Here is a 25,934-nt window from a genome sequence, read left to right on the forward strand (position 1 = left end):
GCTCGCTCCGTCATTTGCCTGCGGGACTCACCAGCGTGCCGATTTTCTCACCGCGTACCGCTCGCAGGATGTTGCCCTCGCCCATCAGGTCGAAGACCACGATCGGCAGATCGTTGTCCTTGCACAGGCTGATCGCGGTGGCGTCCATGACCGCGAGGTCACGCAGCAGCACCTCGCCGTAGTCGAGGTGGTCGAACCGGACCGCGTCGGGGTTCTTGCGGGGATCGGAGTCGTAGATCCCGTCGACCTGCGTGCCCTTGAGCAGCGCCTCGGCGCCGATCTCCAGGGCCCGCTGGGACGCCGCGGTGTCGGTCGAGAAGTACGGCGAGCCCAGCCCCGCGCCGAAGATGACCACGCGCCCCTTCTCGAGGTGCCTGATCGCCCGGCGCGGCAGGAACGGCTCGGCCACCTGCTGCATGGTGATGGCGGTCTGCACGCGTGTCTCCACGCCCCGCCGTTCGAGGAAGTCCTGCAGGGCCAGGCAGTTGATCACGGTGCCGAGCATGCCCATGTAGTCGGCCCTGGCCCGGTCGATGCCGCCCTGCGACAGGGTGGCGCCGCGGAACATGTTGCCGCCGCCGACCACGACCGAGACCTGGACGCCCTCCTTGACCGCCTCGGCGATCGAGTCGGCCAGATGATCGACCACGACAGGGTCGATGCCCAGCGGCTCGCTGCCGGCGAACGCCTCTCCTGACAGCTTCAGCATCACCCGCTTCCACCTCAGCGGGCTCTGCGGTTGTTGAGATGAGGAAGCCGCCGTCCGTGTGGATTCGTGGGCTGACTCCCGGTGGTCCTGCACGGCGGCGGCCTCCTTCATTCGGTGGATCGTTGAGCTCGCGGCTTGCCTAAGCCTAAGCCTGACCGACCTTGAAACGGACAAAGCCCAGGACCTCGACGCCGTTCTCCTCGGCGTACTTGCCCACGCTCTTCTTGTTGTCCTTCACGAAGGCCTGCTGGAGCAGCGTGAAGTCCTTGTACCAGCCGTTCACGCGACCCTCGACGATCTTGCCGATGGCGGCCTCCGGCTTGCCCTCCTCGCGGGTCATCTCCTCGAAGAGCTTGCGCTCCTTCTCGACGACCTCGGCGGGCACGGAGTCGGCCTTGAGGTACGTCGGCGCCATCGCCGCAGCGTGCTGCGCGATGTCCTTGGCGACCTCGGCGTTCGGCTTGTCGAGCTGGACCAGCACGCCCACCGCCGGCGGCAGGGCCGGGTCGGTCTTGTGCATGTAGGAGCCGATGTAGCCGCCCTCGAGCACCTCGAAGCGGCGGATCTCGATCTTCTCGCCCAGCGCGGCGTTGGCCGTGTCGAGGTGCTCCTTGACGGTCTTGCCGTCGAAGGACGACTCCAGCAGCGCCGTCACGTCGGCCGGCCGGGCCTCCAGCACGTGGGCCACGACCTGGCCCGCGAGCTCCTGGAAGCGCTCGCCCTTGGCCACGAAGTCGGTCTCGCAGTTGAGCTCGAGCAGCGCGGCGGCGGAGTCGCCGTCCTGCTTGAGGGCCACGAGGCCGTTGGACGCGGTGCGGGCCTCGCGCTTGCCCACGTCCTTGGCACCCTTGAGGCGCAGCAGCTCGATGGCGCGGTCGAAGTCGCCCTCGGCCTCCTCGAGCGCCTTCTTGCAGTCCATCATGCCGGCAGCGGTGATCTCGCGAAGCCGCTTGACGTCGGCCATGTTCACGGAAGCCATTGCTCTTTTTCCTTGTGGGATTTCGTCGTCGTCATCATGGTCGGGGCGGGGGCCGGTCTGCGGCCTTCCGCCCTGGTTCGTACGGCGGGCGCATGCCGTACTGTGAGCCTTCTGTCGTGCCTTGCACCGAGCCACCGCCCGAAGCCACTGGCCTGAGCCGTCGCCCGAAACCGCTGCCCGGAGCCTTTGCCCGGAGCCGTTGCCCGGAGCCGTTGCCCGTGGCCTCGGACCGATACCTCGGCCCTGGACCTCGCACCGTGTACTCGGACCCCTGGGACCAAGGGCCTCGCACCCGGCTCGCACCGGGCCAGGACCTTCGGTCGGCGTCGCCGCTGCCTCGCCCGGCATACTGCCCAGCCTCGCCTCGGCCTACCGCCTTACCGCCACCAGTCCCAAGCCCCCAGCACCAGCCCTCGGCCCAAAACCCCGGAGCCTCGACCCTTGAACCGGACCACCAGCCTCGGCCGCGGACCGAACTACCAGCCTCAGCCTTGGCCGCGGACCGCCCAGCTCCCGTCCCGATCGGCAGGGTCCCGAGCCCTGGAGTAGCCCACCCGGTGCGGGTGCACCGCTCCGGCGTGCCGTCCCAGCCCGGCCGTTTGCCGGACCGAGACGTACACCTTGCCCGGCTGCCGGAACCCCGGCGGCCGCGTACGGTGCTCAGCCGCCACAGCGGCACCTCTCGGCACCTCTTGGCACCGCCACGAGCCTCCGAGCCTTCGCGGACCGTCCAGAGCCGAACCAGCCTCGGCCGGTACGCGGCGCAGTCCGAGCGGCAGCGACCGCCCCTGGCGGACGACCACCGAGAACCCGTCACCGAACCGATCCCTTCCATCAGAACACGGAAGGACCGGTCCGGGGCAGACCCTCGGAGGTCACCCCGGGGTCAAGGCATCAGCCCTGCTGCTGCTCGGTCTCGCCCTCGGCGGCCGGAGCGGCGGCCTCGGCCGGAGCCTCGGCAGCGGCGGCCGGAGCCTCGGTCTCGGCGGCGGCCTCAGGAGCGGCCTCAGGAGCGGCCTCGGGAGCGGCCTCGGGAGCGGCGGCCTCACCGGCGGCCTTCTCCGTGCCCTGCTCGATGAGCTCGCGCTCCCACTCGGCCAGCGGCTCGGCGGCGGCCGGCTTCTCGTCACCGCGGGCGGCGCCGGAGCGAGCCATCAGACCGGCCGCGACACCGTCGGCGACGACCCTGGTCAGCAGGCCGACGGCGCGGATGGCGTCGTCGTTGCCCGGGATCGGGTAGTCGACCTCGTCGGGGTCGCAGTTGGTGTCGAGGATCGCGACGACAGGGATGCCAAGCTTCTTGGCCTCGCTGATCGCGATGTGCTCCTTCTTGGTGTCGACGACCCACACGGCGCTGGGCACACGGCCCATGTCACGGATGCCGCCGAGCGTACGCTCCAGCTTGTCCTTCTCGCGGCGGCGCATCAGGAGCTCCTTCTTGGTGAGCCCCGAGGCGGCGACGTTGTCGAAGTCGAGCTCCTCGAGCTCCTTCAGACGCTGCAGCCTCTTGTGCACGGTGGAGAAGTTGGTGAGCATGCCACCCAGCCAGCGCTGGTTGACGTACGGCATGCCGACCCGCGCGGCCTGCTCGGAGATGGCCTCCTGAGCCTGCTTCTTGGTGCCGATGAACAGGATCGTGCCGCCGTGGGCGACGGTCTCCTTCACGAAGTCGTAGGCGCGGTCGATGTACGACAGCGACTTCTGAAGGTCGATGATGTAAATGCCGTTGCGCTCGGTGAAGATGAAGCGCTTCATCTTCGGGTTCCAGCGCCGAGTCTGGTGGCCGAAGTGAACGCCGCTCTCGAGCAGCTGTCGCATGGTGACGACGGGGGCCATGTGCTGGTCCTCCAGGTCTGGGCGCCCTGCGGATGGGCGCGGTTTTCGGTTGTGCCGCGGCAGCGCGTCGTCTGCCGCCCTGATGCCCCGAACCCGCTCCAGCCGGGCACCTGGCCCGGACCGATGAAGCGGTCCGCAATGGGGCATGCGAAGTCGGCCTGCGGTGACAGGCCACCGGAAAGTCTACCTCCCACGCCGCGCCGGCCTGACCGCCCCCGGTCAAACCCCCACCACATATCCCCGGCCCACCTACATCCCGATCCCCACCCAAAAACCCGCCCCGAAACCGAACAACCCACAAACCGACCACCCCGACACGCACTGCCAACACCCAGCACGTTCCACGCCGACACCCGAACCCCCTCACTTCCCCTCGCCACTCTCAGCCCACCCGCCCAGAACGCCCGGCGCTAGGAGGCCCCCGCACCCCGAGACCGCCCACCCCACCGAAACGCCAGCACCACCCGAGCATCCCGCACCACTCGCACCAGCAGCACCTCCAGCACCAGCACCACCAGCACTGTGAGAACCGTGGAAACCTTGAGAACCTTGAGAACCACCAGACCACCAGCGCCACCAGACCCACGGCATCATCGGGCCTACAGCACCGCTACACCACCCACAACCTTCGACCGCGAGACCTTTCACTCCTCGGACATATCCGAAATATCCCCCTCGCGCCGCACTCCCGGGAACCCGTGGTCCTCGGTCGGCAACCCCGGCGTCGTCCTGGGCGGCGTCGGGAACAGGTTGACCTGCACCTCGGACACCCTGGCCCCTTCGGGCGCGGCCTCCGCAGTCCGGTTGCGCACCAGGTACGGCTCGATGAGCTTCTCGATCTCCCGGTTGAGCCCCGCCAGCTCCCGCGCATCGACCCTGATGCGATGCCGGCCGAACGTGATCGCGTCCCGCCACTCATCCGGCTCGCGCTCGATCGTCTGCAGCGCCCGCTCCGCCTCCTCGTTGGCCGCGCGCCGGAACGCCTCGATCAGCATCTGCTTGGCGGCCCGCACCTCGGGCTGATCCTCGGGCTCGATGCCGACGGAGAATTTCCGTTCCGCGGACTTCCACAGGCGTTCCCTGCCGTCGCCGCGAGGGGGCGCGTCCTCGACGAAGCCGTACTTGGCGAGCATGCGCAGGTGGTAACTGGCGGCGCTGGGGGTGATCCCCGCGCCTTCGGCCACCTCGGTGGCAGTGGCGCTGCCGTGTGAACCGAGTCGCTGCAGGATCGCCAGTCTCGCCGGATGTGCCAGCGCCCGCATCGCCTTGGGGTCGCTGAGCGCCGGAATCTCCCCTGTCATGAGCCAAAGGTACCCACTCCCCGAGATATGAAAGGTTGCCTTCACAACTATGAAGGATTATCTTCACATCTATGAAGCGTTCCTTTCAGAGTTCCGCCGACCCTCGGCCCCTGCACAAACAGGGCGACTACCGCCTGCTGTGGTCGGCCCGGACGATCTCGATCACCGGCTCCGAGGTCTCCAAGCTGGCCATCCCATTGACGGCCGTGGCGCTGCTGACGGCGTCCCCGGCGCAGATGGGGATGCTGACGGCGGCGGCGTCCGTACCGGTGCTGCTGTTCGGCCTCCAGTCGGGAGCGATCGCCGACCGCCTCACCCGTCACAGGCCGCTGATGATCGCGTGCGAGCTGACGTCCTGCGCTGCGGCCGCCACCGTCCCCCTGGCGTGGCTGCTCGGCATCCTGAACGTGACGTGGCTGATCGTCGTGGCATTGGTCATCGGTACGGCGGGCGTGCTCTTCAAGGCGGCCAACTTCCCGCACATCGCCGCGATAACAGGCCCCGAGCAGCGAACGGAGGCCATGGCGGGCCTCCAGACGACGTACTCGGTGGCCTCGGTGGCCGGTCCCGGCCTGGCCGGTCTCCTGGTGCAGGTCCTGACGGCGCCGCTGGCCGTACTGGCAGAGGCGCTGTCCTTCCTGACCTCGGCCCTGCTGCTGCGCGCCATCCGTAAGCCGGAGCGGAACACCCCCGCCGTCTCCAAGGGCATGTGGCGCGACATCGTGGAGGGCCTGAAGGCGAGCGTCACGCACCCGGTGCTGCGCGCGCTGCTGTTCGCCGGCGTCACGATCAACTTCTTCGCCATGGCGTACACGGCCCTCTACATGCTCTACATGGTCAACACGCTGGGCATCCCCAAGGGGCTGATCGGCGTGCTCATCGCCTTGGGCGGCGCCGGCGGCCTCCTGGGCGCCTGGCTGACCGCCCGCCTGTCGAAGAAGTACGGCGAGAATCGCGTACTCCTCCTGTCCGTGATCTTCTTCCCCGCCGAGATCCTCACCGTGGGCCTGCTGACCGGCCCGCTGTGGTGGAAGCTCCTCATGCTCGCCCTAGCCGGTACGGTCGCCGGCGCCATCGTGGTCGCCTTCGCCACCTGCATGGGCGCCATCGTCCTGCGGGAAACGAGCCCGGAACTGCGAGGCCGGGTGAACGCCACGATGACCTTCGCCATCCAGGGCGTACTGGCGCTGGGCGGCCTGGCAGGCGGTTTCTTGGCGGAACTGATCGGCCTGCGCCCGGTGATCATCATCTGCGCAGGCGGCATAGCCCTGAGCACGTTCTGGATCTGGCTCTCCCCCATCCACCCCAAACGCCCCCGTCCTACCCGCCCAGCACCCCCACAGATGCCCACCACAACAGCGACCTACATGACCGCGAAACGCCACTCCACCTGACCAAGCCACCCACCGATCACCTCAACCCGGCCCACGTCCAGGACCCCCATCCACAGCCCGGCCCCGCCGACCCCTGCTTCTCCACAGAACGACGTTCGCCACTCCGCGGCCCCCACCCCACCCGCCAAACTCCCGCGCATGAACGTCGAACCCCCCACCCTCAAACCCACCGAGACCACACCCCTGAACCACCCCACCTGCACTCAAGGAGCTCCCTCAAGAAGCCCTCACTTCCTGACAGCCCTCGGCAAGACCGCCCTCCTAGCCGCCCTCATCACGACATCCGCCCTCCTCCCCACCTCAGCGACCCCGGCCAGAGCCTCTCCCCCGGCTCCCACCTGGCGCTGGCCCTTGAACGGCCACCCCCGCATAATCCGCCGCTTCGCCCCACCACCCATGCCCTGGCTGGCCGGCCACCGCGGCATCGACCTGGCCGCCCCGGTCGCCACCCCGGTCCTGGCAGCCGGCCCAGGCACCATCCGCTTCGCAGGCCCGATAGCAGGCAAAGGCGTGGTCGCCATCGACCACCCCAACGGCCTGCGCACCACGTACCTCCCCGTAACCCCCTCCTTGCCCCGCGGCCACCCGGTAACCCCAGGCACCGAGATAGGCGTCATAACAGCCCACTCGAAACCGCACTGCCCAGAGTCCTGCCTCCATTGGGGTCTCATCCGCGACGCCCAATACCTCAACCCCCTCCACCTCCTAGGCCACGCCCCGACCCGCCTCCTCCCCTTCTGGGACGCCCCCGACCGCAGCCCCATCCGAGCCACCGGCGAAACCACGGAGAACAACCGCTCACCGCTCGCCACCAGCATCCCGACCACCACCCAGCAAGCCCCCACCACAACCTTGGGAGCCAACACACCGGCCAGCAGAGCAGCCGACGCCTGGCCCGCCACCACAACCAAAACCCCGACGAACCCCACAACCAAGACCCCCACGAACCTCACCACCAAAACCCCGACGAACCTCACCATCAAGACCCCAGCCGACCCCATTGCCAAGACCCCGGCGGACCCCACGGCCGAAGCTCCGGCCAACACCACCGCCAGAACTGCGACCGACACCACTGCCGGCACCTGGCCTGATGCCGCCGGTCAGAACACTTTCACCACGACATCCGCGAAACGCTGGCCCAGCAACCCACAGATCACCACGCCCAACCCGGAACCGATCCCCACCCTCATACGAGCCGCCTCGTCCCCGCACCCCGCTGCCCTCGCCATCGCAGCCCTCCTGGCGACCCTCCTCCTCATCACCCTCCGGTGCCGCAGACGCGGGGCCAACCGATCCCGCCCACGCCGCCACACTCCGACCAGAGGCCAACATCGGAAGAGCCGCCATGACCGAACCCGAGGTCGAAGAGGCAGAACCCCTGGCCACCAGAGCCGTTGACCAGATCAAGCCCTCGGATGCGCCTGCCGATAAGCCGCCCGCAACCGCTCGATCGACACATGCGTATAAATCTGCGTGGTGTTCAACGACGCATGCCCCAGCAGCTCCTGAACGCTACGCAGATCCGCACCCCCTTCGAGCAGGTGAGTGGCCGCGCTGTGCCGCAACCCATGCGGTCCCATGTCCGGCGCCCCTTCAACCTGGGCCAACCTCGCATGCACCACCCGCCGTACGGTCCCCGCATCGATACGACCGCCCCGCACTCCCAGGAAGAGCGCCGGCCCCGTCCTTTCCCGCACCCACAGCGGCCGCCCGTGGATGCACCACCGATCCAACGCCCGCAACGCCGGCGCCCCGAACGGCACCACCCGCTCCTTACGCCCCTTGCCCAGCACTCGGATGACGTTCCGCTCCCGATCCACGTCATCGACGTCGAGCGCGCACAGCTCGCTCACCCGCACCCCGGTGGCGTACAGCAGCTCAAGCATCGCCTGATCGCGCAGCTCCTTGGGCTCCCCAGCGGACGCCACCCCCAGCACAGCCTCGGCCTGCCGCTGATCAAGCACCGCAGGCAGCTCCCGCCCCGCCTTGGCACTGCCCAGCAACAGCCCGGGATCATTCGCCAGCCACCCTCGCCGATGGCAGTAGGCGGTGAACGTACGGGCACAGGCGGTGCGCCGCGCCAACGTGGCCCGCGATTTCCCCTCCGCATGCTGCCCGGCCAGCCACTCCCTCAACAGCCCGATCTCCAGCGCCTCAATCCGCCCGCCGAGATGATCGAGCAACGAGGTGACGTCCCCCAGATAAGCCCGAACGGTATGAGGCGAAAGATCCCGCTCCAACCGCAAATACCGCCCGAACTCCGCCACAACCTCTTCCCTATCCACACCCATCCCTCAAATCTCCCCCAAGCCCCGCCCGCCACCAACCCCAACACGCAACCCACCCGCTATTAGCACCAGGAAACCCCCGCTGCAGAGGACCGCCAACCATCGATCCGACGCCGGAGAGAACACGCGATGAGAGCCGCAAGCATGCCCCGCAAGGGGAGCCCACGAGCAAGCCGGGTGACGAAAGCCTGCGAGCAAGCCGGGTGAGGTGAGCCCGCGAGCAGGGCCTGCGAGAGGCGTGCAAGCAAGTGGTGCGAGCACGGCCCGCGAAATGCCTGCGAGCAAGTTAGGCAGGAAGGCTCACGTGCAACGCGGGCGAGCACGCCAGCCCAGGAAGGCCCACGGGCAACGCGGGCGAGCACGCTCATGAGGAGGGCCGCAGTTTGTAGCGACGGCCCGCCCTCGGCCGCCACGGTGGCATACGCCTCTTGTTACTTCGCCGCGGTCAACGGGGCGCTGGCCGACGGGCCGCAGAACGGGGGCCGCAGAACGTAGACGACGGCCGAATTTTGAACCCCTGACGGGCGCTCGGTTTCTGGTGCTTGTCGCAACGCACCTGAGCATGGAGGGCGGAGGAGTGGTGACGGCCATCGTTTGATCCATTACGAGCTATGGTCGAGACCCGTAGGAGAGGGAAACGATGGCCGCGCATTCATTGTGAGGCCCAGATCCACGCCGCGAGGGCGTTTCACCGTGAGTGACCCCTACTTCGTCGCCACTTTCCTGCCCTCCTCACGGACATGCCTCACCTACGTCGCAAAAGGGCAGCTCCGAGCCTTCTCCGCCCCGCCCTCGTCTTGGATGTGAGGAGTCGGCCGCCTTCCGTTACATCGTGGTCTGCTCATACTGCTCGAGATTCGTCACCCTTCGTAGCCCACGTGCAGGAGATCGTCTGGAGGTGGGGGGAGTTCTGTGGGGTCGGGTTCGGGGGTTGGCGGGGGTTGGAGGGCGAGGGTGTCGGGGGCCTTGCGGTACGAGGTGGTTTGTTTGCGGAGGCGCCAGCCGCGTGGGGTTCGTTCGATGTAGCCGGCCGCTGCCAAGCCGCCCAAGGCGCTCAGCGCCGCGTCCAAGGTCACGCCGGCCGCCACTGCGATCGAGGCCGGGCCGGCGCCGCCGCGAGCGGGGACGGCGTCCAGGACCTTCTTCGTGGGTTCGTTGAGCCGGTCTCTCGGGACGGCGGGGGCGCGTACGTGCGGGGCGAGGTCGTCGCCCATCACGCCGACCAGGTCGATCATGTCCTCGGGTGAGGTGATGCAGACGGCCTTGCGTTCGCGGAGGAGCTTGTGGCAGCCCACGGACATGGACGAGGTGATCGGGCCCGGGACCGCTCCTAGGTGCCGGTTGAGTGACAGGGCGTGGGTGGCCGTGTTGAGTGCGCCGCTGCGGATGGCGGCCTCGACCACCACCGTTCCTCTCGACAGGGCTGCTATCAGGCGGTTCCTGATGAGGAAGCGCGCCCTGGTCGGGTGGACGCCCGGTGGGCATTCGCTGATCACGACGCCCTGTTCCTTGATGGCGGCGAACAGCGTCTCGTGGTTGCTGGGATAGCAGACGTCCACGCCGCAGGCCAGGACCGCGACCGTCGGTGCGCCCGCCGCCAGGGCTCCTCGGTGAGCGGCTCCGTCGACGCCGAAGGCTCCGCCGGACACGACGGTCCAGCCCGACTCTCCGAGTCCCACGCCGAACTCGGCCGCCGTGTGCGAGCCGTACGGGGTGGCGGCTCTGGCTCCCACGATGGAGACGGATTTGAGACAGGAGAAGCGCAGGTCCGCGTCGCCGTGCACCCACAGGGCCAGGGGACGGCTCGGGCCAAGCTGGTCCAGTTGGGTGGGCCATTCCGGGTCGCCGGGGATGATCAGGCGGGCGCCGGATCCGGTGCCCGCCGCCAGGTCGGCTGCCGGGTTGGCGGCTGCGAGGCGGGCGTACCAGGTGTGGAGGCGGGCGGTCAGGTCCGGTGGACGTTCCTGCTGGGCTTCCTGGGCCACGAACTCCGGCGGCAGAGTGCGGGAACGGATCGCCTTGACGGCTTGTGAGGCTCCGTACGCGGCGACGAGACGGCCCATGATCACGTCGCCTACGTCGCTGGCTCGCATCAGTGCCGCCCTGGCCTCCGCCTCACTCAGACCCCCGCCAGTCCTCGGTCCGGATCCGGCGCCCGTCCTAGGTCCGCTCTCCGGCCCGGCTCCGGCGCCTGTCCTGGCCTCTGTCCCCGTCCCGCCCGGCTCGGCGAAAGTGTCCGTCCTCGATGCGGTGTCGGGTGCCATCCGGGCTGCGCTTTCGGTAACGGTCTGGGCCTCAGCAGCGGGTGGTGGCGCCTCGCTCGGACGTTCGGTGATGGGTGTCGGTGTCCGGCTGGCGAGGGGTGGGGGTGAGGACGGGTCGGGGTCCCACGGGCCGAGGGTGAAGAACGCGTCCCGTACGTTCCGGTTCGACGGATACGAAGGTGTGAAGGGTGCCTCGCTGGAAGCGGGTGCGGGGGCGCCCGAGACGAGTGGAGTGACGTTCATCGTTGGGAGAGGGGTGCCCAGTCGTTCGATGCTGGGGGTCTCCGTCACCTGTGGGAAGGGGGCCGTCGGTGGGGTGGTGCCGCGCAGGGGCCGTCGGTACGTGGGGGTAAGGGGCATGGGGTCGCTCCTTCAGGCAGGGATCGGGGCGGGTCAGGAGTGGGTGCCGAGCCAGAAGCCCAGCGCGGTGTTGGTCTCGTCCTCGCCGGGAACGTCTTTCGCGGCCAGATCGGCGAGGGTCCAGGCGACCCGGACCACGCGGTCCAAGCCGCGGGCGGTCAGGGTGCCGCTGTCGAGGCAGGCCGTCATGGGGCGCATGGCCTCGGCCGATGGGCGGAAGTCGGCGTGCAGGACGGCGGACGGGATCTCGGCGTTGGAGCGCCACCGGGTGCCGGCCAGGCGGGCTGCGGCGCGTTCGCGGGCAGCGAGTACGCGCTCCGCCACCGTCTTGCTGTCCTCCACGAACTGCCGATCGGCCAGGAGCTCCCGGCGCGACGACCGGGCGACCGTGACCTTCATGTCGATCCGGTCGAGCAGCGGGCCCGAGAGCCTGCCGATGTAGCGGCGTTTGACCGTCGGTGAACATCGGCAGGTGTCGTTCTGGTCCTCGGCCTGCGCGCACGGGCACGGGTTGGCGGCCAGGATGAGCATGAACCTGGCGGGGAACGTCACCGAGCCCACCGACCGCGACACCGTCACCCGCCCCGACTCCAGAGGCTGCCGCAGGGCGTCGAGCACGCTGCGCTGGAACTCGGGCGCCTCATCGAGGAACAGCACGCCTCGGTGCGCGAGCGAGACGGCCCCGGGACGTACGGTCGTGCTGCCCCCTCCGATGATCGCGGCCGCCGTGGCCGTGTGGTGCGGGCTGACGAAGGGCGGGTGGCACAGCATGGGCGCGTTGGGCGGCAGGGTGCCCGCCACCGAGTGGATGGCGGTGACCTCCAGAGCATGGTCGAGCACCAGGTCGGGCAGGAGGGTCGGGAGGCGTTCGGCGAGCATGGTCTTGCCCGTGCCGGGCGGGCCGAGCATCCACAGGTTGTGGCCGCCCGCCGCGCACACCTCCAGGGCCCGGCGCGCGACCGGCTGGCCCACGACGTCGGCCAGGTCCACGTCGGGGGCGCCGGTGGTCTGGGGCGGCTCGGCGGATTCCGGCTCTTGCTGCTCCTCGATCACCGGGCTGGGCGGCTCGTCCCCCTTGCGCAGCCACTCCACGAGCTGACGCAGGTCGCCGACCGGGATGACCTTCACATCAGGTACGAGGACGGCCTCCGCCGCGTTCGCCGCCGGAACCACGACCGTGACGTCGCCATGCCTGGCCGCCCCCAGGACGGAGGGGAGCACGCCGCGTACGCCTCTGATGCGCCCGTCGAGCCCCAGCTCCCCCAGGAAGAACGGCTCCGCGATGCGCTCGGCGGGGACCACGCCGGCCGCTCCGAGTATGGCCACGGCGATGGCCAGGTCGAACTGCGATCCGCGCTTGGGCAGGCTGGCCGGGAAGAGGCTGACGATGATGCGTGCGTCGGGCCAGGGGTAGTGGCTGTTGACCATGGCCGATCTGACCCGGTCGCGAGCCTCGCTCAGCGCGGTGTCGGGCAGGCCGATGAGGTGGATGCCGGCCAGGCCGTTGCCCACATCGGCCTCCACCTCGACCGTGCGGCCCGCGACCCCCACCAGAGCCACACTCCGCGTACGGGCCACGGCCATCTAAATCGCCCCCCGTACGTGCCGCAGGGAGAAGTCACCCGCGAACCGTTCGAGGGCGACCACGTCCACGCGCACCGACTCGTACGTACGGGGCTGACCGGACAACCACTGGGCCGCCAGCATCCGCAGCCTGTCCAGCTTGACCCGGCTCACCGACTCCAGCGCCGAGCCGTGTGACCTGCTCGATCTGGTCTTGACCTCGGCGACGACCAGGGTGCGGCCGTCTTCGGCGATGATGTCGATCTCGCCGTGGCGGCAGCGCCAGTTGCGTTCGAGCACGCGCATGCCCTCGGACTCGAGGTAGGCCGCCGCCAGTTGCTCGCCTCGTTTGCCCAGCTCCTGCTTGCTCTCGGTGGCCATCTGCCGAACTCCGTCCTGTCGGTGGATGCGGGGTGCGGCATGACTTTCGCGGATGCAGGCGGACCGGAATCGGCCGAACGGGATTCTGTGGATAGGCGGTCGGTTAGAGAACAGCCTGTGGATGAGCGACCAGTGACAGCGACCACCGTGGGCAAGCGGCCGGCAGTAGTGACGACTGTGGATGAGTGACCAGGCGCCGGCCGTCGACGAGTGTTCCGGCCGTGGGTGTGGTCAGGAGAAGCGCCGGCCCTCGTCCCGCCGGTACGCCCACACGGCCGCGACCCCCATGCCCACCGTCCACACACCCAGCATGACCAGCGGCACCACCCCCGGCCGGACACCGGCCACCGCGCACCAGATCAGCTCGGCCGCGCCCCTGGTGGGCACGTACGGCGAGATGACCTGCACGAACCCCGGCAGAATCTGCGGCGGCAGCAACAACCCGCCGAGAATCGCCATCGGGAAGAACAGCAGCTGCGACACCGCCATCGCCGCCTTGAACACCAGCACGAACCCGACGAACAACCCCATCATCATGAACGGCACGACACTCACCACCAGCGCGCCCACCCCCAGCAGCAGCCTGCCCGGCGTGATCGTCGCCGCCGTGAACAGCGCCCCCATCACCACTACGGGCACCACCGAGATCAGCATCACCGCCAGCGTCGACAGGATGCGCCCCGCGAACCGCGGCAGCGGCCCGGCGGGCAAGCTGCGCAGGTAGGGGTTCCACGGCTGCTCCCGATCCTGCGAGACCGCGGTGCCGAGCCCGGTCAGCGCGGACGACATGGCCCCGAACAACATCAGCGAACTCGTCGCCGTGGTCGCCGCCGCCGGGTCCTGACCCGTGTACGGCACCACGAACGCCACCATCGCGACGGCCGGGAAGAACGCGGCCGCCAGCAGCCCGACCGGGGTCCTGATCTGCTCGATGAGCAGGAAACGGGTGTGCGCGAGCACCAGGCTAGGCATCGGCGGTCTCCTTGGAGGTGAGGGCGAGAAAGGCCTCTTCGAGCGTGGCCGGCCTGATCTCCAGCCCGGAGAACGCCACCCCACTCCGCACCAGCTCCACCACCAGCCGATCGGCGTCACTGACGACCAGCTCGAAACGACCATTCACGCGTTCCGCGGCGAGCACGCCGGGCAAGGCGGGCAGGTGGTCGGTGGTGAGCGAGACGCGCCACGTACCGACCATGCCGCGCACGGCCCGCATCGTGTCGTCGGCCAGCACGCGCCCCTCGCCGACGACCACGACCCGCTCGGCCAGCGCCTCGATCTCCTCCAGGTAGTGGCTGGTGAGCAGGACGGTGCCGCCGTCCTCGTGGAACGCCCTGATGCCGTCCCAGAGCGCCCGCCGGCCCTCGACGTCCAGCCCGGTCGTGGGCTCGTCCAGGAACACCAGCCGCGGCCTCCCCACGAACGCCAGCGCCACCCCCAGCCGCCGCCGCTGCCCGCCGGACAGCCCGCCGACCTGCCGCTTGGCCAGGTCGTCCAGCCCGAACCGGCCGAGCAGCTCGGTCGTGCCGACGCTGTCGGGGAAGTGCGCGGCGACGAAGGAGACGATCTCCCCGACGCGCAACGATTCGGGCAGTCCGGTCTCCTGGGGCGTCACGCCGATGCCGCGCCGTACAAGAGGATCGCCCGGCGAGCCGCTGAACAACGTGACCGTGCCCGACGTCGGCCGGCGCAGGCCGGTGAAAAGGTGGATGAGGGTGGATTTGCCGGCGCCGTTCGGGCCGAGCAGCCCGACCAGCTCGCCCGCCCGGATGTCCAGGGAGACGCGGTCGAGCGCGCGCACCTCGCCGTAACGGCGGGTGACGTCGATCGCCTGGGCGAGGACTGTCATGAGGATCTCCTGGTACATACGGGGAACACGACGCTTCAGAGGACGGACGAGCGACCACGGCGCTCTGCCCGGCATGGGCCGGCTCATCGCCGCGCCAGCCCGCCCACGAGGACACCGCCGACGACCAGATGCATCACGACCAGCACCGACATCGCGGCGCCACCGACCGCACGGCCGAGCGGCCCGAGCAGGGACAGGACGAGGACGGCCGGCGCGACGACCGTCCAGACGCGGCCCGGCCTGGACGTGACCCGCTCCAGCACGGCCAGCAGCGCCCACCCCGCCAGCCCGATCACCAGGCTCGCCACGACCACGGACACGGGCCCGACCTCCTGCAGGCCGCCGCCCATCTGCACGGTCAGCGCGACCCCTGCCAGGGGCACCGCCACCGCCCACACGACCAGTGCGGCCACAGCGGCGCCGCCGACGGTGAGCAGCCTGCGAAGGGACTTGTTCATGACGTCACCTGTCCTTTTTGGGGCTTGATGGGGATGAGCTCCACCGGCCCGCGACCGAGCCGACCGGACGTCCCGGTGAAGCTGCAGCCAACGATGACCCAGACCTCCAGCCCGCCACATCGGGCGGGAGGCCGCGGCGTCTCCTCCCCCAGTGGCCCGGGCCTCCGACTTTGGTAGGTGATGGCCGGGAAGGGCCGCGGGCTAGCCTGGCCCGATGAGCGCGTTCCGACTCCGGTTCTCCCTCGCCGTCGCCGTCGTCCTCCTGGCGATCGGCGCGCTGACCGGCGTGACGTTGTGGAGCCTGGAGGGCGGGCCCACCTGGGGCACGGACGTGGCGATCGCGGTGGCGAGCCTGGCGGCGGCGGTGGCCCAGCTGTGGTGGCCGGTGCACGGCGCGCTCGCCGCGACCGTGCTGGCGACGCTGTCCCCGGTGGCGACGCCGGCGGCGACGATGGGCGCGTTGCAGGTGGCGCAGCGCCGGCGGTTCCCGGTGGCGGCGGGGGTGGCGGCCGCTGGCATGGCGGCTCACCTGGTCCAGGGCTGGTGGCGGCCCAATTCGGGCATCTCGCTGTCCTGGTGGTTGCTGCTGATCTGCGCCTCGTACGGCGCGCTGCTCGGCTGGGGCGCGTGGGCCCGTTCGCGCCGCGCCCTGCTCATCTCCCTGCACGAACGCGCCCAGCGCGCCGAGGCGGAGCAGGGCAGGCGGGTGGCCGAGGCGCGGGCGGCCGAGCGCCGGCTGCTGGCCAGGGAGATGCACGACGTACTGGCGCACCGCCTGTCCCTCGTGGCCACGCACGCGGGCGCGCTGGAGTACCGCCCCGACTCCTCCCCCGAGCAGCTCGCGAGGGCGGCGGGGGTGGTGCGGGCGGGCGTGCACCAGGCGCTGGAGGAGCTGCGCAGCGTGATCAGCCTGCTGCATGAGCAGGACGGCGAACGTGACGAGCTGGAGCCGCCTCCCGGCCTGGCCGACGTGCCCACCCTGATCGCGGAGGCGCAGGGGGCGGGCCAGCCGGTACGGCTACACGACAAGGTGACCGGCCCCCCGCCGCCCCCGGTGGACAAGATCGCCTACCGGGTGATCCAGGAGGCCCTCACCAACGCCCGCAAACACGCCCCCGGCCTGCCGGTCGAGATCCACCTCCAGGGCGGACCCGGCGACGGTCTGCGCATCGAGATCAGCAACCCGCTGCCTCCGGCGGGCACGACCCCCACGGCGACGGGCAGCGGCCTCGGCCTGGTGGGGCTGACCGAGCGAGTACGCCTGGACGGCGGGCAACTGGACCACGGCAAGAAGGACGGCGAGTTCCACCTCACAGCCCGGCTACCTTGGCCGACGTCATAGCCGGGTCGTGTGCGTTCGGTCCACGACGCGAGAAGCGTTGCGTTCGCAACGTGTGCCGCACAGGGACTGACGCCCAGGCGGTGTCCAGGGCTGGGGCCACCCGCGCCCGGGTGACGTTCCGAGCGGGGCATGTGTCGCTCCCCGTGTCAGAGGCGGTTCGTCCCACGGTGCCCCCTGGGCCCGAGCGGCGGCCCCCGCTAGCATGGCCCGGATGATCCGCGTGCTCCTGGTCGATGACGACGCCCTGGTCCGGGCGGGCCTGTCCATGATGCTCGACGGCGCCGCCGGCATCACGGTCGTGGCCGAGGCGGCCGACGGCCAGGAGGCGATCACCGCCACCGACGCCCACGCCCCCGACGTCGTCCTGATGGACCTGCGCATGCCCCGCGTCGACGGCATCACCGCCACCCGCCGCCTGCGAGCGCGGACGCGGCCGCCGGAGGTGATCGTGCTGACCACGTTCGACACCGACGAGAACGTCCTGCACGCCCTTCGTGCGGGCGCCGCGGGCTTCCTGCTCAAGGACACCTCACCGCCGCGGATCGTGGAGGCGATCACCCGGGTGGCGGCGGGTGATCCGATCCTGTCACCGCGCATCACCAGGCGCCTGATGGAACGTACGGTCGCCCAGGCGGGCGCCTACGAGCGGGCCAGGGCCGCGCTGGCCGTGCTGACGCCCCGCGAGCACGAGGTCGCGCTGGCGATCGCCCAGGGCCGTACGAACGCCGACATCGCCACCGATCTGGCGATGGGCGTCACAACCGTCAAGGCCCACGTCTCCAGCATCCTGACCAAGCTCGACCTGGACAACCGCACCCAGATCGCCCTCCTCGCCCACGACGCCGGCCTCACGTGAGGCGGCGGGCTACCCCGAGAACCCCTCCTTGGGCATCTCCAGGTCCGCCTTGGCGAGCTCTTCGACGTTGACGTCCTTGAACGTCACCACGCGCACGTTCTTCACGAACCGCGCCGGCCGATACATGTCCCACACCCAGGCGTCCTGCATCTTCACGTCGAAGAAGACGTCGCCGTTCTCCGCGGTACGGACGTCGAGATCGACCGAGTTGGTCAGATAGAACCGCCGCTCAGTCTCCACCACGTATGTGAACAAACCGACGACATCCCGGTATTCGCGGTAAAGCTGCAGCTCCATCTCGGTTTCGTACTTTTCGAGATCCTCTGCGCTCATCGCGGTCCTCCTGTCGTACCGGTCCCCCGGTGTGCCTGCTCAGGCAACCCCGGCCCCCATTTCATTCTCACCCATCCCCCTCGCCACCGTGACGAAGGAGTAACGGTGATCGGGACACGGGCCGTGCGTTTCCAGCGCCAGCCGATGTCCCGGTGTGACGTACCCCTTGTGCTCGGCGAAGCCGTAATGCGGGTAGCGCTCGTCGAGCGCGACCATCAGGCGGTCTCGGGTCACCTTGGCCACGATCGACGCGGCCGCCACGCACGCGGCCACCTGGTCCCCCTTCCACACGGCCAGTGACGGCGCCGGCAGCCCGGGAACCGGGAAACCGTCCGTCAGGATGTACTCCGGGTCACAGGGCAACTGTGCGACAGCTCGCCGCATTCCTGAAACGTTGCACTTGTGCAGACCTTTGGCGTCGATCTCCCCTGGCGGGATGATCACTACGCCTACGTGGGCGACGCGCATGATCTGGTCGTAGAGGCGTTCGCGCACCGGCGGGCTCAGCAGCTTCGAGTCGCCGAGCCCCGCGACCGGCTTGCGCAGGATGACGGCGGCGACCACCAGCGGGCCCGCGCACGCGCCACGGCCGGCCTCGTCGACGCCCGCGATGGGGGTGAGGCCGCGGCGGGCGAGCGCACGCTCATAGGCGTAGAGTCCGGAATCACGCCGGACGACGCTCGGTCGAGGGCGGAACGCAACTGTCATGACACAGGCAGCGTACGCCCCATTCGCCGCAAACCGCGACCTGAAGCGAGAGGCTACTTGACCTTGTCGAAGGTCTCGGGACGGGAGAACAGATAGCCCCGCGACAGCGGCCAGTAACGCACCACGGCCTTGCCGATGACGTCGTCCTCCGAGATGAATCCGCCCCCGGGCTCCTTGGCGTGGCCCCTGGAGTCGAAGGAGGCGCTGCGATGGTCGCCCATCAGCCACAACTTGCCGGCGGGCACGGTGATGTCGAACTTGTCGCCGGACGGGTAGTCGTCGGGGTAGAGGTAGGACTCCTCGTCGAGCGGGGTGCCGTTGACCGTGATGCGCCGCTGCTTGTCGCAGCACACCACCTTGTCGCCGCCGACGCCGATGACCCGCTTGATCGTGTCCTCGCCGTCCCATCCCTTGAACACGACGATGTCGCCGCGCTCGGGCTTGCCCGAGAGTTTGTTGACGAACACCCTGTCGTTGATCTGCAGGGTGTTCTCCATCGACTCCGACGGGATGTAGAACGAACCGATCACGAACGCCTGGAGCAGCAGCGCGATGCCGACCCCCAAGACGAGCAGTAGGACGGTCTCACGGAACCCGCCCTTTTTCTTCTCTTTCGCCACGCCCTCCGCCTTCTTGGTGAAGGTCATCGACGACTCCTCAGACGCCGACGAACCAGGACCAAGGGTACGGCGAGCCCGAAGCCGGCGACCATCGGCACAGAGCCGCCGAGCGCCTGCAGCGCGGGCTGTGCGAACGTCTCAGGGATGTCGATGGAGGAGAACCGGTCGAACGGCCAGACGATCACGAACGCCCGCCCGATGACCTGGCTGACGGGGATGGACCCGCCCCCTGGATCGCCGGTGTGGGAGCGCGAGTCGAGCGAGACGGACCGGTGGTCGCCCATCACCCACAGCCGCCCCTGCGGCACGGTGATGTCGAAGAACGTGTCGGACGGCACGTTGCCCGGATAGAGGTAGCTCTCCTCGTCGATCGGCGTGCCGTTGACCGTGATGCGGCCCTTGGAGTCGCAGCACTTCACGTGGTCGCCGCCGACGCCGATGACGCGCTTGATGTAGTCCTTCTCGCCGGGCACGAACCCGAAGGCGGTGCCCACCCACCGGAAGAAGCCCGCGACCGCGTTGGACGGCTCCTCCATCTGGAACTCGCCGTCCCAGGAGTCGACGCCGGAGAAGACCACCACGTCACCGCGCTCGATGTCACGAGTGTGGTAGACGAGCTTGTTGACCAGGACCCTGTCGTTCTTGAGCAGGGTGTTCTCCATCGACTCCGACGGGATGTAGAAGGCCTGGACCACAAACGTCTTGATGATCAGGGCCAGCACAAGGGCGACGACGATGAGAACGGGGAGTTCTTTCCAGAACGACCCCTTCTTCTCCTTTTTTTCGTCCTTGGCCGGCTTGTGAGTCTCTTCGGCGACCACGTCCACCTCGTCCTCGACAGGGCGGCGCGCAGCGCCGTGCTCCTGGCTTTCGCTAGTCATCGCTGACGAGCCTAGATGATGACTAGGCCCGACAACCCTCGACCGACGTTACACCCACGCACGAGTCGCTCCACATAAAGGAAACGCCGCTGTAAAGCCAAAAGGCCCGCGCGTTAGCGCGGGCCATCGGAAAACGACGCTTACTTGGCGGCCGTCGTCTCACGCTTCTCGCGGATGCGGGCGGCCTTACCGCGAAGGTCACGCATGTAGTAGAGCTTGGCGCGGCGGACGTCACCACGGGTCACGAGGACGATCTTCTCGATGACCGGGCTGTGCACCGGGAAGGTGCGCTCGACGCCGACGCCGTAGCTGACCTTGCGGACCGTGAAGGTCTCGCGGGCGCCGCTGCCCTGCCTGCGCAGGACGAAGCCCTTGAAGACCTGGATTCGGGAACGGTTGCCTTCGACGACTCGGACGTGAACCTCGAGCGTGTCACCGGGGCGGAAGTCCGGCACGTCGCCGCGCAGGGTCGCCTTCTCGAGCTCCTGGATCTTCGTGTGCATGAGAGTCTATTCCTCAAAGTCTCGCGAGCACGCGGAGGTCCACCCGTCCGCACTCGGCACGAGCACGGCGGCGAAGTGGACGCGCTTGCTGTCTCCTGGGGTCCGGGGTCGCTCTTCCCGGGCACGCAACACCGACCGCTGGTTGGTCGGCAGCGATTCAGTTTGCCATATCTTCCGGCTGGAGGCGAAACGACAGCTCTTCGAGCAGTTTGCGATCATGCTTGTCGAGCATCGCGGGGTCGAGCGCCGCCGCCAGTTCCGGCCTGTTCCGTACGGTACGCCGGATCGCCTCGTCGCGCCGCCATCTGGCGACTTTTCCGTGGTGCCCGGACAGCAGCACGGCGGGCACCTCGTGCCCCCGCCACACCGGCGGCTTGGTGTAGACGGGCCCTTCGACGAGGTTCTGCATCGCCCCCGGCGCGAACGAGTCGTCCACCGCCGACTGCGCGTTGCCCAGCACGCCGGGCAGCAGCCTGCCGACGGCCTCCACCATGACCAGCACCGCCACCTCGCCGCCGGCCAGCACGTAGTCGCCGATGCTGACCTCGTCGACGCGCAGGCGTCCGGAGTACTCCTCCATGACCCGCGAGTCGATGCCCTCGTAGCGCCCGCAGGCGAACAGCAGCCACGGCTCCTGCGCCAGTTCCTGGGCCAGCTCCTGGGTGAACGGCCGGCCGCTCGGCGTCGGCACGACCATGCGCGGCGAGCCGCCCTCGATCACGTCGTCGATGGCCTCGCCCCACACCTCCGGTTTCATCACCATGCCGGGACCGCCGCCGTACGGCGTGTCGTCCACGGTCTTGTGCACGTCGTGGGCCCAGTCGCGCAGCTGGTGGACGCGTACGTCGAGGGTGCCGCGCTCGCGCGCCTTTCCGATCAGCGAGACGTCGAGCGGCGCGAAGTACTCGGGGAAGATGGAGATGATGTCGAGCCGCATCACAGCAGCCCCTCCGGCGGATCGACGACCAGCCGTCCCGCCTCCAGGTCGACCTCGGGCACCAGCGCCTTGACGAACGGGATCAGCGCGTCGTCCTGGCCCTTCCTGCGGACGACGAGGAGGTCCTGGCCGTGGTGCAGCACGTCCTCCACCTCGCCCACGGGCTCGCCCGCGACGGTCTGCACGGCCAGCCCGATGAGCTGGTGGTCGTGGAACTCGTCGGGGTCGTCGGGCGGCGTCACGTCGGCCGAGTCGATGACCAGCATGGTGCCCCGCAGCTCTTCGGCGGCGTCGCGGTCGTGGACCCCTTCGAACGCCACCAGCAGCATGCCCTTGTGCCACCGGCGGCCTTCGATCACCAAGGGGCCCCGGTCGGCGGGGTCGGTGGCGATGGCGGCGCCGGGGGCGAAACGCAGCTCGGGGTCGTCGGTGCGCACCTCCACGGTCACGTCACCGCGTACTCCGTGCGGGCGGCCTATCCGGCCGACGACCAGCTGCACGTGAACCTGCCTTCTCTTCTCAACGCAAGCGCCCCCATCGGTACGAAGCCGATGAGGGCGCGCAAACCTGACGCTAACGGACTGCTTCGTGCAGATCGAGCAGATCGACCCGTACGTACTTCCCGTCGGCCAGGGCGTTCACGACCGTGCGCAGCGCCTTGGCGGTGCGCCCGCCGCGTCCGATGACCTTGCCCAGGTCCTCGGGGTGCACCCGGACCTCCAGGACGCGCCCGCTGCGAATGCGGCGTGCGCGGACCCGGACATCGTCAGGATGTTCGACGATGCCCTTCACGAGGTGCTCGAGAGCCTCCTCGAGCACGTCAGGCCTCGCCCTCGGTCTGGGTCTCGGCGGGGGCCTCGGCCTCGTCCTTCTTCTTGGCCTTCTTCGGCGTGGTGGCGGCCGTGCCGGTGTCGCCACCGGACAGCGCCTCCTTGGCCGCGGCCTCGTAGAGGGCGTGACGGTCAGGCTTGGGCTCGGCGACCTTCATCGGCTCAGGGGCGGGCTCGCCCTTGAACTTCTGCCAGTCGCCGGTGAGCTTGAGCAGCTTGAGAACCGGCTCGGTCGGCTGCGCGCCGACACCCAGCCAGTAGGCCGCACGCTCGGCGTTGACCTCGATGCGCGAAGGGTGATCCTTCGGGTGGTACAGGCCGATCTCTTCGATCGCCCGGCCGTCACGCTTGGTGCGGCTGTCGGCGACGACGATGCGGTATTGAGCGTTGCGGATCATGCCGAGCCGCTTGAGCTTGATCTTGACTGCCACGGGTGTGGTCTCTCCTGCATTCGCACGTGGGTGAACGGCGCCTCGCCGAGTGGGGCACGACGCGACGACGCTCCAGGGACAAACGTGTCCGGCGGGAGATGAGAGGGCACCCACCTGGTCACGGTGTTCCAACATGTCATTGTGCCAGATCTACGGCACTGCTCACGACCCGCCACCGAACCCCACCGCAAAGATCCCCCAACCCCTCCTAAAGGTCCGAAGAGCGAGGTCCCTGAGGCGAGGAGGGGTGACGGCCTCAACGACTTCGACCAGAGAGCGGCGGAGACCGGCCAGTGCCGGCAGCCGAAGCGCCGGCCCCACCCGAGAGCATGCGTCAGCGAGCGAGCGATCCCAAAACCAGCAACGAAAGCAAGAAGCCGACCCCCGTCCGGGAGGCCGGACGGGGGTCGGTGAGTTCGGACGCCCGGGTCGGGGAGCCGTTACTTCTGGCCGGGGAGGCGGAGTTTGGAGGGGTCGAAGCCTGGGGGGAGCTCGACGCCCGGCGGGAGCTTGCCGCCGAGGTTGCCGAGGACGCCGCCGCCCTTCGGGGCCTGCTCGGCCGGCGCGCCGTCGGCGGAGCCGCCCTTGCCCAGCGCGGCCTTGCGCGGGTCGCCGCTGACGCGCCGCCCCTTCTTGGCCTTCTTCTGCTGCTTGGACGCCTTGCCCTTGCCCCCCGGCATGCCGGGGATGCCCATGCCGCCCGCCATCCGCTTCATCATCTTCTGGGCCTCGAAGAAGCGGGTGACGAGGTTGCTCACGGCGCTCACGCTCACGCCGGAGCCGTTGGCGATGCGGGCGCGGCGGGATCCGTTGATGATCTTCGGGTCCTGCCGCTCGGCGGGCGTCATCGAGCGGATGATGGCCGCGATGCGGTCGAGGTCGCGATCGTCGATGGAGTTGATCTGGTCGCGCATCTGCCCCATGCCGGGCATCATCCCGAGCAGGTTCTTGATGGGCCCCATCTTCTGGACCATCTGCATCTGCTCGAGGAAGTCCTCGAGGGTGAAGTTCTCGCCCGAGGTGAGCTTGCCCGCCATCTTGGCGGCCTGCTCCTCGTCGAACGTCTTCTGGGCCTGCTCGATCAGGGTGAGGATGTCACCCATGTCGAGAATGCGCGAGGCCATGCGGTCGGGGTGGAAGGCGTCGAAGTCCTCGAGCTTCTCACCCGTGGAGGCGAACATGATCGGCCGGCCGGTGATGTGCCGCACCGACAGGGCCGCGCCACCGCGCGCGTCGCCGTCGAGCTTGGTCAGCACCACGCCGTCGAAGCCGACGCCCTCCATGAACGCCTGCGCCGTGACCACGGCGTCCTGGCCGATCATGGCGTCGACCACGAACAGGACCTCGTCGGGCGAGACCGCGTCGCGGATGTCGGCGGCCTGCTTCATCATCTCCTGGTCGATGCCCAGGCGACCGGCGGTGTCGATGACGACGATGTCGTGGTTGAGCCGCCTGGCCTCGTCGATGGACCTGCGGGCCACCTCGACGGGGTCGCCCACGCCGTTGCCCGGCTCGGGCGCGTAGACGGCGACCTGCGCGCGCTCGCCCATGACCTGGAGCTGCTGGACGGCGTTGGGCCGCTGCAGGTCGGCGGCGACGAGCATGGGCGCGTGGCCCTGCTCGCGCAGCCACCTGGCCAGCTTGCCCGCCAGCGTCGTCTTGCCGGCGCCCTGGAGGCCCGCCAGCATGATGACGGTCGGGGGCGTCTTGGCGAAGCGCAGCCTGCGGGTCTCGCCGCCGAGGATCCCGATCAGCTCGTCATTGACGATCTTGACGACCTGCTGCGCCGGGTTCAGCGCCTGGGAGACCTCGGAACCGCGGGCACGCTCCTTGACCTGGGCGACGAACGCCTTGACCACCGGCAGCGCGACATCGGCCTCGAGCAGGGCGATGCGGATCTCGCGGGTGGTGGCGTCGATGTCGGCATCGGACAGCCGCCCTTTGGATCGGAGGGAGGAGAAGACCGATGTCAGCCGGTCGGAAAGCGTCTCGAACACGTGGTTGGCCAGTCCTCGAAGCGAATGTACGTCTAAGACTCCAGCCTAGCCGCTCCGCTAGCCGCCAAAGCCTGGCACGGCCATCCGAACCGTCAGCGCGTGCTCCACGAGCTGGATCAGCGTGTTCTTGACCGAGTCCTTCGACCGGGCGTCGAGCCGCAGCATGGGGATGTGCGGAGCCAGCGTCAGGGCATCGCGGACCTCGGCGTCGCTGTGCGGGTACTGGCCGTCCCAGCCGTTCACACCCACCACGAACGGGAGCTGGGCCTCTTCGAAGTAGTCGATCGCGGGGAAGCTGTCGGCGAGCCTGCGCGTGTCCACGAGGACGACCGCGCCGATGGCGCCGCGTACGAGGTCGTCCCACATGAACCAGAACCGGTGCTGCCCGGGCGTGCCGAACAGGTACAGGATCAGGTCGCGGTCGAGGGAGACCCGGCCGAAGTCCATGGCGACGGTCGTGGTCGTCTTCAGCGGCGTCATGCCGAGGTCGTCGATGCCGGCGGAGGCGTCGGTCATGACGGCCTCCGTGGTCAGCGGCATGATCTCCGACACCGCGCCGACGAACGTCGTCTTGCCCACGCCGAAGCCCCCGGCGACCACGATCTTCGTCGAGGTCAGACCGGGGCTAGAGCCTGCGAAGTCCACTGAGCACCCTTTCCAGCAGGTTGACGTCCGGTCGACCCGCCTCGAGCTGCGGCTGATGCACCCGAACCAGGCCCTCCGCCGCCATGTCCGCGATCAGAACACGCACCACGCCGAGCGGGATCCGCAACAGCGCCGACACCTCGGCCACCGATCTGACCTGCAGGCAGAGCTGGCTGATCGCCTTGTACTCGGGCGTGATGTGGGAGAACTCCCGGTGCTCGGCGGTCGCCGACGACACCAGGGCCTCCATCGCCAGCTTGACCCGCGGCGCCGTCCGTCCACCGGTCACGGCGTAGGGGCGGACGGGCGAGGCGGGGTCGGATCTTGGGGGCGGAGGTGGGGGCTCCCAGCCGCCGCTGTTCCACGAATTGCTCACCTACATCACCTGGTCTGGCTGGCGCGCAGCTCCGCACGCACAGCCGGAGTCAGCACCTGACCGGCGCGATCGACCATCAGCGTCATCTGATACGCC

The 25,934-nt window shown here is 69.2% G+C and carries 27 protein-coding genes and 1 pseudogene; 4 read left to right on the plus strand and 24 right to left on the minus strand.

Features of this window, described 5'->3' with window-relative positions; translation table 11 throughout:
- Positions 1 to 10 precede the first annotated feature (10 nt).
- The 4 genes from pyrH to AB0K18_RS44560 form a co-directional block, all read right to left on the minus strand.
- Positions 11 to 709 (minus strand): UMP kinase, encoded by a 699-nt coding sequence (pyrH, locus tag AB0K18_RS44545; RefSeq protein WP_355422849.1) that lies wholly within the window; start codon positions 707 to 709, stop codon positions 11 to 13.
- 145 nt (positions 710 to 854) lie between these two features.
- The gene (gene tsf / locus AB0K18_RS44550; RefSeq protein WP_364927412.1) at positions 855 to 1,688 is read right to left on the minus strand and encodes a translation elongation factor Ts; all 834 of its coding nucleotides are present in this window, start codon (positions 1,686 to 1,688) and stop codon (positions 855 to 857) included.
- An 894-nt stretch (positions 1,689 to 2,582) separates the two neighbouring features.
- Entirely contained in the window at positions 2,583 to 3,524 is a 942-nt protein-coding gene (gene rpsB / locus AB0K18_RS44555; RefSeq protein WP_364927415.1) for a 30S ribosomal protein S2, read from the minus strand.
- Positions 3,525 to 4,168: 644 nt separating this feature from the next.
- A complete protein-coding gene (locus tag AB0K18_RS44560) occupies positions 4,169 to 4,825 on the minus strand; it encodes a helix-turn-helix domain-containing protein (protein ID WP_364927418.1) in 657 nt (218 codons plus the stop codon).
- Positions 4,826 to 4,896: 71 nt separating this feature from the next.
- Here AB0K18_RS44560 and AB0K18_RS44565 point away from each other — a divergent pair, with 71 nt between their 5' ends.
- On the plus strand, positions 4,897 to 6,219 hold the full coding sequence (locus AB0K18_RS44565; protein ID WP_364927421.1) for an MFS transporter: 1,323 nt from the start codon (positions 4,897 to 4,899) through the stop codon (positions 6,217 to 6,219).
- A gap of 396 nt (positions 6,220 to 6,615) precedes the next feature.
- Complete coding sequence (locus AB0K18_RS44570; RefSeq protein WP_364927461.1) at positions 6,616 to 7,617, plus strand: M23 family metallopeptidase; 1,002 nt, start codon at positions 6,616 to 6,618, stop codon at positions 7,615 to 7,617.
- A 5-nt stretch (positions 7,618 to 7,622) separates the two neighbouring features.
- Here AB0K18_RS44570 and AB0K18_RS44575 read toward each other — a convergent pair whose 3' ends face one another.
- The 7 genes from AB0K18_RS44575 to AB0K18_RS44605 all read right to left on the minus strand — a co-directional run bounded on the left by AB0K18_RS44575 (position 7,623) and on the right by AB0K18_RS44605 (position 15,379).
- Entirely contained in the window at positions 7,623 to 8,510 is an 888-nt protein-coding gene (locus AB0K18_RS44575) for a tyrosine recombinase XerC (protein ID WP_364927424.1), read from the minus strand.
- An 857-nt stretch (positions 8,511 to 9,367) separates the two neighbouring features.
- Positions 9,368 to 10,600 carry a DNA-processing protein DprA gene (gene dprA / locus AB0K18_RS44580; RefSeq protein WP_364927428.1) on the minus strand — a complete coding sequence of 411 codons (1,233 nt, stop codon included), beginning with the start codon at positions 10,598 to 10,600 and terminating at the stop codon, positions 9,368 to 9,370.
- Positions 10,601 to 11,164: 564 nt separating this feature from the next.
- The gene (locus AB0K18_RS44585; protein ID WP_364927430.1) at positions 11,165 to 12,715 is read right to left on the minus strand and encodes a YifB family Mg chelatase-like AAA ATPase; all 1,551 of its coding nucleotides are present in this window, start codon (positions 12,713 to 12,715) and stop codon (positions 11,165 to 11,167) included.
- Positions 12,716 to 13,075, minus strand: a complete 360-nt coding sequence (locus AB0K18_RS44590; RefSeq protein WP_364927431.1) for a YraN family protein — start codon at positions 13,073 to 13,075, stop codon at positions 12,716 to 12,718.
- A gap of 231 nt (positions 13,076 to 13,306) precedes the next feature.
- Positions 13,307 to 14,047 carry an ABC transporter permease gene (locus AB0K18_RS44595; RefSeq protein WP_364927433.1) on the minus strand — a complete coding sequence of 247 codons (741 nt, stop codon included), beginning with the start codon at positions 14,045 to 14,047 and terminating at the stop codon, positions 13,307 to 13,309.
- Entirely contained in the window at positions 14,040 to 14,921 is an 882-nt protein-coding gene (locus tag AB0K18_RS44600) for an ABC transporter ATP-binding protein (RefSeq protein ID WP_364927436.1), read from the minus strand. The genes AB0K18_RS44595 and AB0K18_RS44600 overlap by 8 nt, the downstream gene beginning before the upstream one ends.
- An 83-nt stretch (positions 14,922 to 15,004) precedes the next feature.
- The gene (locus AB0K18_RS44605; protein ID WP_364927439.1) at positions 15,005 to 15,379 is read right to left on the minus strand and encodes a DUF6069 family protein; all 375 of its coding nucleotides are present in this window, start codon (positions 15,377 to 15,379) and stop codon (positions 15,005 to 15,007) included.
- 214 nt (positions 15,380 to 15,593) lie between these two features.
- Between AB0K18_RS44605 and AB0K18_RS44610 the strand changes: the two genes are divergently transcribed.
- Together AB0K18_RS44610 and AB0K18_RS44615 are read left to right on the plus strand one after the other, a co-directional pair.
- Entirely contained in the window at positions 15,594 to 16,721 is a 1,128-nt protein-coding gene (locus AB0K18_RS44610) for a histidine kinase (protein WP_364927441.1), read from the plus strand.
- A 202-nt stretch (positions 16,722 to 16,923) separates the two neighbouring features.
- Positions 16,924 to 17,577 (plus strand): response regulator transcription factor, encoded by a 654-nt coding sequence (locus tag AB0K18_RS44615; RefSeq protein ID WP_364383020.1) that lies wholly within the window; start codon positions 16,924 to 16,926, stop codon positions 17,575 to 17,577.
- A 9-nt stretch (positions 17,578 to 17,586) separates the two neighbouring features.
- Here AB0K18_RS44615 and AB0K18_RS44620 read toward each other — a convergent pair whose 3' ends face one another.
- From AB0K18_RS44620 to AB0K18_RS44680, 13 genes and pseudogenes are all read right to left on the minus strand, one after another.
- Positions 17,587 to 17,910 carry a DUF2469 domain-containing protein gene (locus tag AB0K18_RS44620; protein ID WP_026215037.1) on the minus strand — a complete coding sequence of 108 codons (324 nt, stop codon included), beginning with the start codon at positions 17,908 to 17,910 and terminating at the stop codon, positions 17,587 to 17,589.
- Between the two features lie 39 nt (positions 17,911 to 17,949).
- Positions 17,950 to 18,618, minus strand: coding sequence for a ribonuclease HII (locus tag AB0K18_RS44625; RefSeq protein ID WP_355422642.1), 669 nt, complete (start codon positions 18,616 to 18,618; stop codon positions 17,950 to 17,952).
- 53 nt (positions 18,619 to 18,671) lie between these two features.
- Positions 18,672 to 19,265 carry a signal peptidase I gene (gene lepB / locus AB0K18_RS44630; protein ID WP_364927444.1) on the minus strand — a complete coding sequence of 198 codons (594 nt, stop codon included), beginning with the start codon at positions 19,263 to 19,265 and terminating at the stop codon, positions 18,672 to 18,674.
- A complete protein-coding gene (lepB, locus tag AB0K18_RS44635) occupies positions 19,262 to 20,119 on the minus strand; it encodes a signal peptidase I (RefSeq protein ID WP_364927447.1) in 858 nt (285 codons plus the stop codon). Before lepB (AB0K18_RS44635) ends, lepB (AB0K18_RS44630) begins: the two co-directional genes overlap by 4 nt.
- 140 nt (positions 20,120 to 20,259) lie before the next feature.
- Positions 20,260 to 20,622, minus strand: a complete 363-nt coding sequence (gene rplS, locus AB0K18_RS44640) for a 50S ribosomal protein L19 (RefSeq protein WP_345397976.1) — start codon at positions 20,620 to 20,622, stop codon at positions 20,260 to 20,262.
- Positions 20,623 to 20,779: 157 nt separating this feature from the next.
- On the minus strand, positions 20,780 to 21,559 hold the full coding sequence (gene trmD, locus AB0K18_RS44645; RefSeq protein ID WP_364927449.1) for a tRNA (guanosine(37)-N1)-methyltransferase TrmD: 780 nt from the start codon (positions 21,557 to 21,559) through the stop codon (positions 20,780 to 20,782).
- On the minus strand, positions 21,559 to 22,059 hold the full coding sequence (gene rimM / locus AB0K18_RS44650; protein ID WP_364927452.1) for a ribosome maturation factor RimM: 501 nt from the start codon (positions 22,057 to 22,059) through the stop codon (positions 21,559 to 21,561). The genes trmD and rimM overlap by 1 nt, the downstream gene beginning before the upstream one ends.
- Before the next feature lie 73 nt (positions 22,060 to 22,132).
- Positions 22,133 to 22,378 carry an RNA-binding protein gene (locus AB0K18_RS44655; RefSeq protein WP_043634919.1) on the minus strand — a complete coding sequence of 82 codons (246 nt, stop codon included), beginning with the start codon at positions 22,376 to 22,378 and terminating at the stop codon, positions 22,133 to 22,135.
- Position 22,379: 1 nt separating this feature from the next.
- Entirely contained in the window at positions 22,380 to 22,820 is a 441-nt protein-coding gene (gene rpsP, locus AB0K18_RS44660) for a 30S ribosomal protein S16 (protein ID WP_364927454.1), read from the minus strand.
- A 440-nt stretch (positions 22,821 to 23,260) separates the two neighbouring features.
- Positions 23,261 to 24,817, minus strand: a complete 1,557-nt coding sequence (gene ffh / locus AB0K18_RS44665; protein ID WP_364927457.1) for a signal recognition particle protein — start codon at positions 24,815 to 24,817, stop codon at positions 23,261 to 23,263.
- A 57-nt stretch (positions 24,818 to 24,874) separates the two neighbouring features.
- A complete protein-coding gene (locus AB0K18_RS44670) occupies positions 24,875 to 25,435 on the minus strand; it encodes an ATP/GTP-binding protein (protein WP_364383053.1) in 561 nt (186 codons plus the stop codon).
- A 7-nt stretch (positions 25,436 to 25,442) separates the two neighbouring features.
- Complete coding sequence (locus tag AB0K18_RS44675) at positions 25,443 to 25,838, minus strand: DUF742 domain-containing protein (RefSeq protein ID WP_355422622.1); 396 nt, start codon at positions 25,836 to 25,838, stop codon at positions 25,443 to 25,445.
- Between the two features lie 5 nt (positions 25,839 to 25,843).
- Positions 25,844 to 25,934, minus strand: a pseudogene (locus tag AB0K18_RS44680) (roadblock/LC7 domain-containing protein); the annotation flags it as partial.

The organism is Nonomuraea sp. NPDC049421 (assembly GCF_040677005.1).
Classification (GTDB): Bacteria; Actinomycetota; Actinomycetes; order Streptosporangiales; family Streptosporangiaceae; genus Nonomuraea; species Nonomuraea salmonea.